The organism is Candidatus Vampirococcus lugosii, from assembly GCF_018420025.1.
GTDB classification, from domain to species: Bacteria; Patescibacteriota; Gracilibacteria; order Absconditabacterales; family Absconditicoccaceae; genus Vampirococcus; species Vampirococcus lugosii.
This window is the reverse complement of record NZ_JAEDAM010000102.1, coordinates 1-16,499: the sequence shown is the minus strand read 5'-3', so window position 1 is coordinate 16,499 and position 16,499 is coordinate 1. Positions and strand designations below refer to the sequence as shown.

Genomic DNA, 16,499 nt, shown 5'->3' with positions numbered 1-16,499 from the left:
TTCGAGCTTTTAGTCTACACGTTAAACATAAGTAGTGAAGACACTCTGACGAGTGTCGTGTTTCGATGCTCGTAGTTTCGAGCTTTTAGTCTACCATAGAAGAGCTTCTATTTTACTTTAGGGTCGCTTCCGACATGTTGGGTTTCGATGCTCGTAGTTTCGAGCTTTTAGTCTACATATGTTTTAAATATTAATTAAACAAATATGATAATAGGAATAAAGTTTCGATGCTCGTAGTTTCGAGCTTTTAGTCTACTTAATAAATAAACAAACATGATTATCATAAATGTTTCGATGCTCGTAGTTTCGAGCTTTTAGTCTACGAAATAAGCATAAAAGGGTTTATAATCTCCGGAGAGGAGGTTAGTTTCGATGCTCGTAGTTTCGAGCTTTTAGTCTACCTTTATACATTTTAAATTGTAATGAATAAAAAAAATGAGTTTCGATGCTCGTAGTTTCGAGCTTTTAGTCTACTTAGGTGTTGAAGTAAGTGAAATAAAGCTTGATGAGTTTCGATGCTCGTAGTTTCGAGCTTTTAGTCTACTGGAAGACTTATATTTTGCTGTTTCAGATTGAGACAGTGAGTTTCGATGCTCGTAGTTTCGAGCTTTTAGTCTACTTGAAATTATTAATAATTTTGGGTTTGAAAAGGAGGAGGTTGTTTCGATGCTCGTAGTTTCGAGCTTTTAGTCTACCGATACAATTTTAAGACCAGTTTAGAACTACTATCTGAGATAGGTTTCCGAGAAAATTTTTAATTTTTTGTTTTTTCTCTCAAAATCTATCTTTAATAGCACGAAACACTAGTTCTAAACTGTACCGAGAAAATTTTCATATATTTTTACTATTTCTCATCTTAAAATTTACTACAATAAACTATTTATTAGTATAATAATTTATTTTCATTTTGCAAGTTTTTTTATTTAAATTTATTTAAAATAAAAATTAATATAATTTTATTTAGTTTTTATTATATTAATCATTGTCTTCTTCTTCATAATCTTCTTCAATTTCCTCATCTTCTCAATCTCTATATTTTCAAGATTGTCATTTTGCTTTTATAGCAAAAATTATTACTAATATGATAAATAATCAAACTATTCATCATAAAACATATATCATAACAGAAAATAATGTACCAAGAATTCATCATTCAGAATCTTCTATTGTTTCTACTCATTCTTCTTCATGTCAACAAGCTGTTGATTTTATATCATAATATTCCAATATTAAACATATATCTGATTGAACTATGTTATAATCATTATTATCTATTGTTCATTTTTCCAATTCTTGAGAGAATATATCAAGAATTTCTTGTAAAAATGATTTTACTTGTTCCAAATCTCAATCAAGAGATTCTATATTTTTAAATATTTCTTGAACTTCAGGTTTTCTTTTATTTGGTGTAAATAATATAATATTTCATTTTGCTATTTCATAATCATTACCTCCAATAGCAGCTTGAATTCATTCATTCATAAGGCTATCCATAATTTCAAGAATTTCATCTTCTTTATCTTGATCAATAATTACTCATTGTTCAAACCAATCATATATTTGTAAAACTAATCAATCAACTCAATCTCAAGCAACAATATTATCTCTCAAATTAATTAATAATGATCTAAGATAGGCTATATCTTGATCAGCAGATGATAAAGAAGAAATTAATCAATTTAATTGATTATACATTTCAATCACATCTTGTGGTAAATCTATATTGAAATCCAAAAAATTAATTATAATATCTTTTGATACTTTTCATTGACTATTTTCATAATATAATCTGGCTATACTGTTATCAGCTTTTGGAATATATGTTTTTGATCAAAGTTTTCAACATTCCAAATCTTTGTCATTATCAGGTTGTCAATCCAAGTTGGAATCATGACTAACATCAAAATCTATATAACAATTATTTAAATTTTTACCTTTTACAAAAAAATCAACAGTATTATTAAGACTACTACCTACATCAATATTGTATTTGTCTCAAGATGATTCAGCATTTGGTATAGATAATAAATAAATATCATTTTCTTCTTCTTTTATATCAATAGTATTTCTCATTTCATCTTTATTTCAATATTTATCCGTTGTATTTAGACTTATATATTTTTTACCAGATTCTTCATATTTAAAATGAAAAACTTCTTGATTTTCCAAAATATAATCCTTATTTCATTTTCTACATTCTATTAAATCCATACAAAATTCTATTGATTCAATATTTCATAAACTAGCATCTTTTAAAATAACATCTTTTCAAGCAACATCATAAGCAAAAGATGAAGTAAGTCATTCCAAAACTTCAAATCTTTCCAAATTATCAACTCATGCATATCATCTATATGACACTTTAACTCTTGGATTATATTCTCATGGTTTTTTGTAAACATGTTTTACAGAATCACTTTTGGTAGTAAGATCATAAATTCAATCTCAATCAAAATCATATCTTATTGTTCTATTTGCTTCAAAATCATCTCTATTACCAAGTATTCTTGCATTAACTTCAAATCTTGTTTCTTCTCAAACTAAAACAGTATCAGAAGAAACACTAAGTCAAACTTCTGGTATATCAGGATTTTCAGTAGATGGAGGGAAAAATACTGAAGGTCATTTTCAAATAACATCTTCACTATCAATTTCTGAACCATTATTATCTATTATTCTTACACCAAATACAAATTCACCAGGCATTCTAGGTATAGAAAACACACTACTATGAACATTAGCTGGGGAAGTTTTAACTTGTAATATTCTTCTAGGGTTATTAATATCATAATAATATCGAATAAAATAAGATATTTGACCATCTGGATCTTCAGCTCCTTTAGCAGAGACTCTTACTATCAAAGGATCAAATTTTTTTTCAAAAATATTAGCTTGTACTTGTTGTTGTCCAAATCATACTCATACTTCATTTCAATATTGTGGGAAAGTCATTGTAATATTATCTAATTCCGGCAAAGCATTTTTTACATTAAACCAAATTCTTTTGTTATCAATTTTATTTATTGTTCTATCTTCTACTCTTAAATCTATATAAGAACATCAAACTTCAGAAAATTTATATTCAAAATTATTTTTTTGATAAGTTTGATCATTTTTTGGTCTAAAATCTATTTTTAAATTATCACTTCTTCAAGATGCATTTATAGAATCTTTTGTATTTATAGTTATATCTTGATATCTTTTTATTTCAAAAGCAGGTTTTTTTACAATTTCTCAATCTTCTTCAACTTCACATACTCAATCTTGTGTTAAAATAGCATTTTTTGAATTAACTTGATAGGCTCATACTGGATATCATCTTTGACCAACAAATACATCTCTTCTTACAGTATTTGTTTCTCAAGAAGGTGTTGCAACTTTTAAAGCTACATTATATATTCAAGTTCTATTATAAATATTAGAAATAGTATTAGATTGATTTTCTAATATTTTTCAATTACCAAAATCCCATTCATAATAACTTATAGTTTTATTTGAATCAGAAGAGAAATTTACTGTCTCTCATATTTGAGTTGCAAAAGGATTTGCTATTATGCTAGGTCTAAGTGCAGATTCTACATTTATTGTTTTTTTTATAGAATTAGATTCTCAATATCAATCTTTTACAGTAAGAGTAACATCATATTCTCATTTATCTTCAAAAGATATTAATATTCTTTTTCATCATTCAAATGATCTTTCTTTTGTTACATTTCCTCTATTAGTAAAACTCCATTCATATTCAATATCAGTATGTCAATTTATTTCATCTATATCATATGAAGAACTTGCATCAAACAAAAATTGAGATGGTTTATCCCAGTTTCTTATAGGATTAATAGTAAATTGTGGTATAGGTTTAGTTGATTTTACATTTAGCTTGTATGTTTCACTATTTTGATTTCAATTTTGGTCTATAGCTATTAATCTTATATTATAGTTTCAAGGTTTTTCAAATTGTCTATCAAAACTTTTTGATTCAAAACTATCTATTTGATTTCAATTTGGATCAAATATTGTCCATTTATAATTTTTTATTCTTGATTCTATTGAGTATGAAGTAGATGCATCAAAACTAAAATTTGTTGAACTATCTCATTGTTTTGGATTTGCTACAATTCTTGCTACTGGATCAGATACAATCAAAGGATATTCTTCGTAAATTAAATTATTTTCATTATCTTGTATTTCCAATCTTATTGTATATTCTCATTTATCTGGTAAAGATATACGAAAATTTGAAGGACTTCATCTATTTCAACGAGTTTCATTAAATCAATTTGGTCAAGTAATTTCCCAAGTTGTTTTTTCTATAGTTCTTCATCAAGTAGGATATGTTCAAGATCAATCAATTATTACTCATGAATTTCCTTCTTGAACTCATATTTTTGCATTACTTAATTCATCTAATTTTTGTCAATTTATATAAGCTGATAAAACAGCAGATTTTGGTGAAACATTTATTGAAGTTGTTGCTGATCAATCAAAAATTCATTCTGATAAACGATTAACACTTTTGGTAGTTAAATGAATAATATAGTTTCATTCTCTATTGAAAGTATGATTAATTACTGGTCATTGTCAAATTATAACTTCATTTCAAGAAGTATTTTTATAATACCAATAATAATTACTATCTGGAATAGTATCATTTGAAGGATCTATTGAAGATCTAGCATCAAAAGTAACACTTAATGGTGCTGATCAAGATTTAGGATTTGCATTAATATTTGCAATCATTGTATAATTATTATTTACATCTTTCATAATATCATTTAATTCTTGGAAACATCTAGTTCTAAATGTCAAAAATTTATCATAACTATATCAAGAGGTTAATGAATTTGTTGTTATTTTACATTGTTCAAAAACAACTCTATTATTTGGAGTTTGAGGGAAATACGGAAAAACTTCATCAAAATCTTTTGATAAAGTAGAAAAAATTTCTATAGGAACATCTTCATTTGTAGATTTATAGGCTTCTAGTTTACTAAAATTTTCTGTAATACTTTCAATATTTTCTGCTGTTTCATAATTTGGATAGTAAGAACTTGGTAAATTTGCATACGATAATTGTCAATAAAATAACAATAAAAAAAATAATATAATTTTTTTACTCATTTCAATTTTTTTATTTAATAATTTTAAACTAAAATACTTGCTCATTATTATAAAAATTTTTTTAAAAATTGCAAAATATAATTTTATTTTGTAAAGAAAAATCTATAATAAACTCAATTATAGAATATAAAGTAAATGATAATATACATATAAATAAAGTAGAACAAATAAATGAGTTTCAAAAAAAATATTTAAAATATTAAAAATAAAATTATAAAATTTGTGTAGTACATAAATCTATTTTTATTCTCTCGCAAATCCTTGTCTAAATCAAGGATTTAGAAATTTTATTCTACAAATATGAGTTATATTATTTTTAATATTTATTTTCAATGTATTTTTACCTAACTCAATTTCATTAATGTGTCTTAATTTTGTTTATTTTTTGTATTTTTGTCATTATTAAGACTCAACAAGATAATGGTAACGATAATTTAATATTGTTGCTACAAAGTTTAAAATAATTGCTTGAAATTATTTATATTTTAGTTATTATCAAAAATAATTAAATTTTATATTAAATTTTTGAAAATGAATATTTTTGATTTTAAAAGGACAAAAAACGATTTTATTGTAAAAGAAGTTATAAATGATAAATTAACTTGAAAATGAGAATTTATATATATTTTGATTAAAAAAAGATGAAAAACAACATTTGAAATAATAGATTTTATTTGATCAAATATTTGAGTTGATAAAAAAAATATAGGTATTGCATGACTTAAAGATAAAGATTGAATTACTTATCAATGGTTTAGTATTCATAAAAAAGATATAAAATATAAAGATAAAGAAAAATGTATCAGAAAATGATTGAATAAATTTTGTAAAATAATTAAAATAGAATATAATGATAAACCATTAAAAATTTGACAAAATTTATGAAATAATTTTGAAATTAATTTATATAAAAATAAAAAAATAGAACTTGATAAACTTAAAAATGCTATACAAAAAGCTTTTGAAATTCTAAAAAATAATTGATTTCCAAATTATTATTGAGTTCAAAGATTTTGAAAATGAAATTTAAAATGATTTATAGGTAAATGAATAATTAAATCTGAAGTAAAAACTAAATTTATGTCCAAAAGAGAAAAAAAAATAAAAATACAAAGTTTCTCAAGTTATTTATTTAATTGTTATTTAAAATTGAGAGAACATAGAAGAATTCTTAATAATAAAATAGATTGAGATATTATTATAGATAATATCTGTACTTGACCTGTTTATTGATTTGATATGAAATTTGCTACTGATAAGGCTTTATCTTTAGAAATTCAGATTCTTAAAGATGCTTGATTAACTATAAATGACTTACAAAAATTTTGAGAATATTGAGTATTTGGATTCAGAAGAAAACTTATATGTATTCCACAAAACTTAACATATGAAATTAATGATAATTGAGATATAAATATGAAATTTTTTCTTGAATCATGAGTTTATGCTTCAAGTATGTATAATCATTTTGAAAAATTAGTTTATAACTTATTGAAATAATAATTTATATATACAAATATTAAATATTTTTAATTATAAAAAAATGTATTACTATTACTTTCCAAAAAGTAATTATAATACATTTTTTATTTTATTACTTGTAATTACATAAAAACATATTTTTGTATAATTACAAGTAATAGATATATAAAATACTATGATAAAAATTTGTCTAACATATCTTTCATTTTTTCTTTTTGAGTTTTTTTATCATTATTTTCTTTTTTATCATTTTTATCATTTTTTTTCAATTTTTCATCATCTTGAACTTCTATTATATCTTTTTTTTCTAAATTTGTTTTTTTTTCTTTTATAATTTTGAATTCTTTCAAAATTTTATTTGCTTTTTTAGGATTTTTCATAATTTCTTCAAATTCTTCTTTTGTAAGATATTCTTTTTCCAGTAAAACTTCTGCCAAAATGTCCATTAATTTCCTATTTTCATTAAGGATTTTAATAGCTTTTTCATAAGCATTTTTTACAATATTTTGTATTTTTTTATCTATTTGTTGAGAAGTTATATCGCTATAAGGTTTAAACATTTGATATTCTTTATTTTCTTTGAAACTATAAGATATAGTTCAGATCTCTTCATCCATTCAATATTTAGTAATCATTTGTGTTGAAATATTTGTAACTTTTTCAAAATCATTACTAGCACCTGTAGTTATTTCATCTTTACCAAAAACTATTTCTTCAGATGCCCTTCATCACAATAAACTAACAATTTCATCAGAAAATTTAGCTTTACTATTTAAATAAGAATCTTCTTTTGGCATCATCCAAGTAACTCATAATGCCATTCACCTACTTACTATACTAATTTTTTCAACTGGATCTGCATTTTCCAAATGATAAGCAGTAATAGCATGTCATAATTCATGATATGTAATTATTTTTCTTTCTTTATCTTTCAATGTTTTTATTTTTTTCTCAGGTCACATTACTATTTTCTCTAATGCATACTCAAAATCTTCATTTGTAAGAACTTGTCTATCATCTTTTGCAACTTTTAATGCAGCTTCATTTGCCAAATTTTCCAAATCAGCTCATACAAATCAACTTGTTCTTCTAGATAAACTATCAATATCAACATCTTTTGCAAGTTTTTTATTTTTTGTATGTATTTTCAAAATTTCTATTCTTTCTTCTACAGTAGGAGTTCATATATAAACTTTTCTATCAAATCTACCTGGTCTCAAAAGTGCACTATCAAGTATATCTGGTCTATTAGTCGCAGCTATAACTATAACATTAGTATCTTTATCAAAACCATCCATCTCTGTCAATATTTGATTAAGAGTTTGCTCTTGTTCTTGATGTCATCAAGTAGAACCTTGTCATCTTTTCTTACCAATAGTATCAATTTCATCTATAAATATTATAGATGGAGTTGCTTCTTTTGCTTTTTTAAATAAATCTCTTACTTTAGCCGCTCACATACCAACCAACATTTCCATAAATTCACTACCAGAAGCAGTAAAGAAAGGAACATTAGCTTCTCATGCAACTGCTCTTGCTATCAATGTTTTACCACTTCAAGGAGGTCAGTATAATAAAACTCATCTTGGAATTTTTGCTCCGACTTTATTATATTTAACTGGATTTTTTAAATATTCTACTATTTCTTCCAATTCATTTTTTGATTCTTCCATTCATGCAACATCTTTAAATTTAGCTTTCAAACTATCTTTTGAATGCAATTTACCAGCATTTGCACCAAATGGAAATCATCATCATTTTGGTCAGAATAATTTAAAGAAAAAAATAATTAATATAAGAACAAGAAATAATGGAAGCATTGTTTCCAAAAAAACTCTTTGAAAAAAAGAATCTTCTTGATATTTTACATTAATTTCAGTTTCTCAATCTAAATCGAATCATAATTCTTCTAAAGTTGTTTCTGTAGGTTTATTAGTTTTAAATTTATCATAAGAAACTTGTTTTGCAGTAGTTCAAAACAATGTATTTTTTATAATTTCTTCTTCATCTAATTTTATTAAACCTATAAGTTCTTTTGAATTAACAAGACTAACTTCAGTAAATTTTCATTCATTATAAATACTTATAAATTTATTTAAATTAGTATCTACAGTTTTTTTAATTTTTACAATTTCATTAGTTCAATCAGGTAATCTTTTAATATTATCATTTCAAATATTACTTACTGTAATAACTATAACAAATAATATCAAACTCGTAATAATAAATATTTTTCATTTACTAATATTACTTTTATTTTTTTGCATTTAATTTATTAATTTACTACTAAAATACACAGACAACATTTATATCAAAAACATATACAAAATCAACAAGAAAATATCTTTAAAATTTAATCAATTCAAAAAATATTTTTTAATATAGCAAAATCATTTATAAAAAATTTTAAAAATCAAATTAATTAGATATTATTGCTTCTATAGCAGCTATTTTTATTCCACTTTCAGGATTTACTATAATACTTAATTCATCACCTGCTTTTCATTTAAAAAATGTAACAGCTGCTTGATTTAAGTCATATATTTTTCAATCGTCTGTCACTCATATATATTTTTCCTCTTCAGATTTACTCAAAACAGCTTTAATATAATTTCTATTTGCTTGTCAAATAAGTTTATACAATAATTTACCATCTGCCATAACTCTAAGCTTCATAATATCTCACGGAACTAATTTCGTTTTACTACTATAATTCATAGGCACAGGATATTTTTTATTATCAGAACCTACCATAAAGTATCAATCATAGACTCATTCCACTACTTTTATATTTTCTCATTCACTATAATTCATTAATTTACTAGCTATTTCATTTACATCTTCTGTACACACATCTGTATCATCAAATTTACCTTCCTTAATATTATTTAAAATAAATCTAACTCTCCTTAATTCTGTTTCTATATTTGCCAATAATGTATCCAATGTATTCAAAGATTTTTCATTTTTGTTCATATTAATTTTTTATTTATTATAAAATAATGTAGTCCTACATATATATAGTTTTAAAATCAAATGTCAAATAACAATAAAATATTTAAATTGTTTTTAATTTAAAATTTTAAAAAAAATATTGACAATTTAAATATATTAAATTATATATTATATCAAACATTAAAAATTTTCTTAAATTATAAACTGATTTATATATATTATTTTTTTTTTTTCAATATAATTTTACTCTAAAAAGATAAATTATAATTTCATTTGGAAATTTTTTGCAAGAAAAGGTAGTGTTGTTAAAAAAAGTTATTAAGTAATAGAACTGTTCAATAACCTTGTAGGAAGTTTTATTATCAATTCATTTATAAAGTTTGACACAATTATATCGATTTATAAATCTTTTTAAAGACCTTTTTTTGTTTTCTCTTGATTTACTATGTTACATATCCATTAATGTTTTTATTACTCTTTCAGCTTTACCGTTTGTTTGTGGTCTTTTTACTTTTGTGTATTTTTTCTTTATTCAGGCTTCAAGACAATATTTCATAAGTTCATGATCTGGTGTTCACTTATATTCTTTACCATTATATGTATATTCATATTTTATTATTTTACACAAATAAAAATTTTATCTATTATATCTTTTTTTGTAAATAACTCTATTCTATATTACATATAATTATGAATACATATAAATTAAATAGAAAATTTTTAAAGTTTTACAAAGAGAATATTAAATAAATTTAATGGGATTAAGGTTGTAATTTTAAGAAACATTTAAAGGAGTGTGAGTTTAGATATTGAAAAACAGAACTCGAAATAGATAAAAAATAATTAAATTGATTAAAGTTTATTTAAAATAGAATATTTTTTATTTAAAATTGTATCATATACCATTAATAGTTATATATTAATATTTTAAGAACAGAATAATTCTAAACATCTATTATCAAAGACTAAATCAGGTATTCAATTATAATAAGAAAAAAAAATTATTATTAAAAATAATATAATTAAAAAATAAAATAAAATTTTATTAGAAAAAGTAATTTTAAATTTATTTAAATATTTTCACTTTTTATCCTTTGATTCATAAAACCATATAAAAGGTAATAAAATAGTCATAAAAAATAATCATCAAAGTATAGAATAATTTTCATTAATAAAATATTGTAATATATAAAAGAAGAATGTAATTCAAATTCAAAATAAAATTTTATTAATGAAATTTTCAGGAACAGTTTTAGGATCAGTTATCATAAAAAATATAAATGTAAAAAATGATCAAGTAAAAAAACTTAAAGCAGAATTATAAGATTCTTGAGCAAAGAAAAAAAACATTATAATGCTAGATAAAAAGAAAGATATAATAACTGGTAGAGTACTTTCTCAAATTATTGATTTACATTTAAATTGCATTCTAATACCTAATATAATTATTACCAATAATATAATATAATAGTAAATAGAATCAACATAATTTCACCATTGTAATGGATTTATCCAAGTAAAAGCTGGAAATAAAATTAATGTTATAAAAACAGCAAAATTTGAAGGATTAAAAAAATGTCTAGGTTTATTATCATTAAATAAAGCAGTAGTAAAAAAATGTTTTACTAATATAGCTATTATTCAAGCCCAAAAGAATAATATAGTATCAGTAGCTCTAAGAAAAAAAGATATTCAAAATCATGAATTAAGTCAAGAATACGGAAAAAAAATTTTTCAAGTTTTGTACCAATTTATCAAAAAATCAGTAGTTATAACTGTAGAAAAAACTACAAAAACTTGAAAAAAAGATATATTTAAATTGTAAATATTGATTCACAATAATAATATCATAGATAATGTAAGTGTTTGATTAAATTGAATATTTTTTTTAATCAAAGAATAAATAAATTTAAATGGTAAAAAAAAGGTCATATTATATATATTTAATAATAAAATACTCAAAAAATTCTTGAATAATTCATTTTATTCAAGAATTTTTTGAGTATTAAGATCCAAAACCAGTAGGAGGATTGTTTAATATACTTGGATTGAATTTAATTATAAATGGATCATCATATCATTCATTTTTATCTCCATTTAAAATTCAATTACCTCTTCTTATATAATTCAAGTCATATGTGATAGCTTCATCTACATCATCAGTTCTATTACCATAAGGTAATACATAATTTCATTCATCAGATAATAATGCTCAACCTATAGTATTCCATGTAAAAATACTTCATTCCAACACTAATTGATCTGATAATGAATTTGTCCTAACAATATCATTTTTATCAAAAGGATCTCAATTAACATCTGCACTTACAAATCATCATTCTGCAAATATTGCTGCTTTTATATAAGTAACATTAGGCTTTACATATACATTAGACATTGTTCTATCTGATAAATCATCCCTTATCAACATTATTCATAAATTTTTATCTACATTTTGGTCTATTATTAAATTACCATTTTTAATAACTAATGTGTCATTTTTATCATAACTCAAATCACTGATGTCTAAATCTCATTCTTTATAATGTATTGTTCAAGATTTTTCTCAACTAGAAAGTCATCTAATAATAAGTGATGCTCTCTTTCTAAATATGTTTCTAACATCAGAAGTTGATACATTCGTTGCATTAGGATCTATTCAATATACAGATTGTCTTCATTGTCATTGCATCATTCATATTATTTTAACTCACATTAGTTTTATATCTTTTAGATACATAGTATTATCATCTGCTGTTGTACTAGATCATAAATGATATTTAATATCTTCTCATCAAATTTTATATAAAATATGTGGTGATGTTTTTATATTTCAAGTTCATAAAATTCAATGTCATATATAATTCATTGTTGTATCAAAATATATTTTTTTTGGTCTTGAAGATCATAAGTTTTCATTTTCAGATCATGTAAGAACATAATTAACAGTATCAGTTGGTATAGTTTCTGACAAAAATCCTTCCATTTTATAATCAATATTTAAGTTAGATCAAGTTTTAATAGATACAACAAGTCTATTCTCTTCTCATATTTGCATATCAATTTCATTAAAATCTTGATCTGTAAAATAGAACTCTCAATAAAATAATTTCAAAAATGAGTTTGTATGCTCTTCTCATAAACTATCTATACCATTAACTTCTTCTTCTCTATATGATGATAAATCTTGATTATAATTATTATCCCAATTTGGAATCTCAAATTTAAATTTCTCATCAAAAACTCACGGAGTTACTGATGATACTTCAAAAATAAATTCTCAATCTCTATTTGTTTTTAAATCACTATCATAATGAAAAGACATTGCATTTCATCACTTTTCATCTACCATATCAACAAATATTTTATTATTAATACCATCTGGATTATCAATATTCTTAATATTTCTATTATATAATGGGTTTCAATAAATATCTTCTATTTTTAATTTATACTCATAACGATCCACATTATTTGCAAACATTTTATTCCTATCAGGAGAAACATCTACCAATGAAGTATCTGCTAAATTAATGTTTGGAAATACATCTATATTTTTATTATAATGTCTTATATTACCAGCCCAATCTTCCAATATAAGAGATATTTCATATGAACCATTATTATGATATTTATTTGATTCAGTAATATCACAATCTAATTCAATATCTATATATTGATCTCATTTTGTAAGATCTATATCGGGATTATACTTATCAAAATCTTTTACAAAATAACATATTTTATCATTATCATAACTTTTTACCTTTAAACCATATTTTTTAATTCAAGATACTTCTCATTCATTTCCTCTATCAGCTAGTTTAAATTTTAATTTATATTTATCTGCCAAAATACTTACAGTATTAGAATTTGATAAATCTATATTTTTTCCTTGAGAATTACTTCAACTAAAATAAATAACATTTTCTGCATCATTATTCCAATGAGTAAGTATAGGATCAATCATATCTATTCAAATATTAGGAGATTTTCAATTTGACATAAGCATTTTTTGATTATTAGCAGTATTATCCATCATATCTGTTATAGTAACTGTATGTATATCATTTGTAGAAGAATTAATATTAACTTCTACAGGCGAGACAGAACAATCAGAAACATCAGATGAAGTTGGTTTAGCATTCGCATTTTTATCATTACAAGGAGCTTTAAATTTAACTGGTATACCATTAAACCATTCTCAATTAGCTTCTTCAAAATCATCATATTTTTTTCAAGATTTATCAACCACATACATATCATCAAGATTAGGAGCAGTACTATCATACCAATAAGACTTATAATAAATAGCTCTATATTCTTGAGATTGAGATGATCCATCATATCATGGAAAATAATTACAAGTTCATGGATATCAATTTCAAATAATCATAATTCTATCATAAAGATCTCAATAACCATCATCAGGTTTAGATATAGAAAGACCTAAATCATCTGAAAATGTAGAATCATTTATATCAATATAATCTCAATTTTTAAAGTTACTACATAAATAATTACTATATTCAGGAGTAGTAGAAAATCACATAGGTGCTCATAAATCAGTTTCATTTTGAGTCACTTCTCCAAGATTTACTAGTGGATTTATTTTTCACTCCTGTATAACTAAAACATAATATTTACCATCTTTTAAATCTAAATCAAAATCTTTACTAGGTGTATCAGTAAAACCATGACTAGAAGGATCTGATAAATAATTAATTAAATTTGAATCATTAAATTCATTTGATGGTATTACAAGATATTTCTCATTTGCAGAAAACGATAAAGAACCAAACATTAAAAACAACAATATAACAAAAAAGATATTTTTTTTCATTTTATTTTTTTTTATATTTTAAATATTTAAATTATTTTTTAAGCATTCTAAATGCTCATATAATTAACACAATAGATGCAAAAAAAAGTATTATCATAAATATATATGTATTATTACTTTTTTTTGAGACTGATCATTCTTCAGAAAGAACTCTTGATTGAGTATCAGAAACTAATGAAGAATCAGACATAAATTCTGAGATTCTTTCACTTTCAAATTCATCAATAGATGCATTAAACTCCATTCTTCTATCTAAAATCTCATCTTCTAATTCTTGCAATTTTTGCAATTCTTCATTAGACAAATCAGATTTAGACCTTAAAAGCTCTCTTTCCATATTAAGATCAGATATACTATCCAAGAATTCAGATTCTAATTCATTTTTTTTAGCCATTAATTCTTCATATTCATCTTTATATTTTCTTTTAAATGCATTAATTTGATTTTCATAAAAACTACCAGGAACAACTTTATCACGATGTCTTACATCTGGGTATGGTATAACAAAATCTCAAAAACTAGGATCTAAATATTGAATTTCTTCAGTATTAATTTCTCATTTACTATGATAATTATCCAAAACATAAACAATATTCTCCCTAATTTCTTCAGTAGAAAAATCTGAATTTAAAAATACCTCATCATTATAAGATACATTTTCTCATTTATCTAATCTATGTTGAATAATTGCTTTCGAATTAGGATTTATAACATTTAAAAAATAATTTTTTAAATTTTCATTTTCTAAATTAGTTATCATTTTATAATAATCATATTCTAATCACATCATAGTAATAGATGCAGAATCTTGATGAGACTGCAATTCCTCAGAAACATCATCAGGTATAGTTAACTGAGCATGAACACTAGGAACTAAAAAATCAATAATATCAGTAAACAAAGAATCAGAATTATTTATATAAGCAACCTTATCTTTAAAACTTCAACCACAAAAATCAGGCAATGTAGAAGCATCATGAACAAGCTTATAACAAGTTTTTTCCCTCAAAAGATCTCTATATTTCTCCATAGTATCCAGCATTCATTCCATTGAAAGATCAGCATTAGTCATCGCATCTATTTGAAATTGAAAAGTAGAATATTGATTAAAATAATCAGATCAATTATCATAAAACACCGCAACAACATCCTGTCTAAGCAAATCATCTTCATCAAAATCAAGTCAATTTACTCAAACTTTTGCAACATTAAATTTTTTTCAACCTTTATTTATTCCTGAATTTATCCACTCAAAAGATGCTTCACCTAATCTGTTTGCTAAATAATTAGTTTGATTAAGATCTCACTCTGTTTTTCAGAATGCTGGAGATGTCTCCATATATCAACAATTCAATAAATCTAAATTTCAATCTTTAAGTATAAATTGAGTCCAAACTATTTCATCAGACATAATACCCCAATCATCTCATTGATCTTCCAAATCCCTAATTTCTCAAGGTCTAGTAGAAATCAAAGGAAACTCAAATCATGTATTACTTCATAAATTAACAAAATTTGAGAACACCCAATAATCACTTGCCATTACTGTTCATATATTATTTCTTTTTCACCAAAAAAACTTTCAATCCATATCAGTTCAACTATCTGGTCGTGTAGATCTTGAGTTATTAACTACTGCTCCTTGTATAAATCAAGGATATTTATCTGTTTCTCAATTTAATTCTCAATTTTCATCTCTACCTAAAACTAATTCTTGATCGTAATTTACAATATTGTGTATTTTACCTCAAATATTAACATTAGATAAATTTGGAATACCTTCTTGTTCTGATAATATTTTTAGACATAAAGACTGACTATCTTCACTACTAGCATATATATTTATTGGATACAAAAATGATACAACAAACAAAAATATAAATAATATATTTTTCATAATTTAATCTCATCTTTGTAGAACAAAATTTCTAAATCCTTGATTTAGACAAGGATTTGCGAGAAAATAAAATTATAAAATTTGTGTACTACACAAATTTTATAATTTTATTTTAAATAATTTAAATATTTTTTCTTGAAGCTCATTTATTTGTTCTACTTTATTTATATGTATATTATCTATTTTAAAGTAAACTTTACT

At 23.3% G+C, this 16,499-nt stretch carries 8 protein-coding genes and 1 CRISPR repeat array (1 of these 9 running past the window's edge); of the genes, 1 reads left to right on the top strand and 7 read right to left on the bottom strand.

Going from position 1 to position 16,499, the window contains the following annotated elements:
- Positions 1 to 695: direct repeats of the CRISPR family, unit length 35 nt; unit sequence GTTTCGATGCTCGTAGTTTCGAGCTTTTAGTCTAC; it reaches 164 nt to the left of the window's first position.
- Between the two features lie 280 nt (positions 696 to 975).
- Complete coding sequence (locus VAMP_RS05615; RefSeq protein ID WP_213349962.1) at positions 976 to 5,121, bottom strand: PKD domain-containing protein; 4,146 nt, start codon at positions 5,119 to 5,121, stop codon at positions 976 to 978.
- A gap of 531 nt (positions 5,122 to 5,652) precedes the next feature.
- Between VAMP_RS05615 and truD the strand changes: the two genes are divergently transcribed.
- Positions 5,653 to 6,621 (top strand): tRNA pseudouridine(13) synthase TruD, encoded by a 969-nt coding sequence (gene truD / locus VAMP_RS05610; RefSeq protein ID WP_213349961.1) that lies wholly within the window; start codon positions 5,653 to 5,655, stop codon positions 6,619 to 6,621.
- Positions 6,622 to 6,776: 155 nt separating this feature from the next.
- Here the strand turns inward: truD and ftsH are convergent, their stop codons facing one another.
- From ftsH to VAMP_RS05580, 6 genes are all read right to left on the bottom strand, one after another.
- Positions 6,777 to 8,870, bottom strand: coding sequence for an ATP-dependent zinc metalloprotease FtsH (ftsH, locus tag VAMP_RS07235; RefSeq protein ID WP_213349960.1), 2,094 nt, complete (start codon positions 8,868 to 8,870; stop codon positions 6,777 to 6,779).
- 151 nt (positions 8,871 to 9,021) lie between these two features.
- Positions 9,022 to 9,579, bottom strand: a complete 558-nt coding sequence (locus tag VAMP_RS05600; protein WP_213349959.1) for a hypothetical protein — start codon at positions 9,577 to 9,579, stop codon at positions 9,022 to 9,024.
- 427 nt (positions 9,580 to 10,006) lie between these two features.
- Complete coding sequence (locus VAMP_RS05595) at positions 10,007 to 10,186, bottom strand: DDE-type integrase/transposase/recombinase (RefSeq protein WP_213349958.1); 180 nt, start codon at positions 10,184 to 10,186, stop codon at positions 10,007 to 10,009.
- Positions 10,187 to 10,485: 299 nt separating this feature from the next.
- Positions 10,486 to 11,490, bottom strand: coding sequence for an RnfABCDGE type electron transport complex subunit D (locus VAMP_RS05590; protein WP_213349957.1), 1,005 nt, complete (start codon positions 11,488 to 11,490; stop codon positions 10,486 to 10,488).
- A gap of 73 nt (positions 11,491 to 11,563) precedes the next feature.
- On the bottom strand, positions 11,564 to 14,401 hold the full coding sequence (locus tag VAMP_RS05585) for a hypothetical protein (protein WP_213349956.1): 2,838 nt from the start codon (positions 14,399 to 14,401) through the stop codon (positions 11,564 to 11,566).
- 31 nt (positions 14,402 to 14,432) lie between these two features.
- Complete coding sequence (locus VAMP_RS05580; RefSeq protein WP_213349955.1) at positions 14,433 to 16,298, bottom strand: hypothetical protein; 1,866 nt, start codon at positions 16,296 to 16,298, stop codon at positions 14,433 to 14,435.
- Between the last annotated feature and the right edge of the window lie 201 nt (positions 16,299 to 16,499).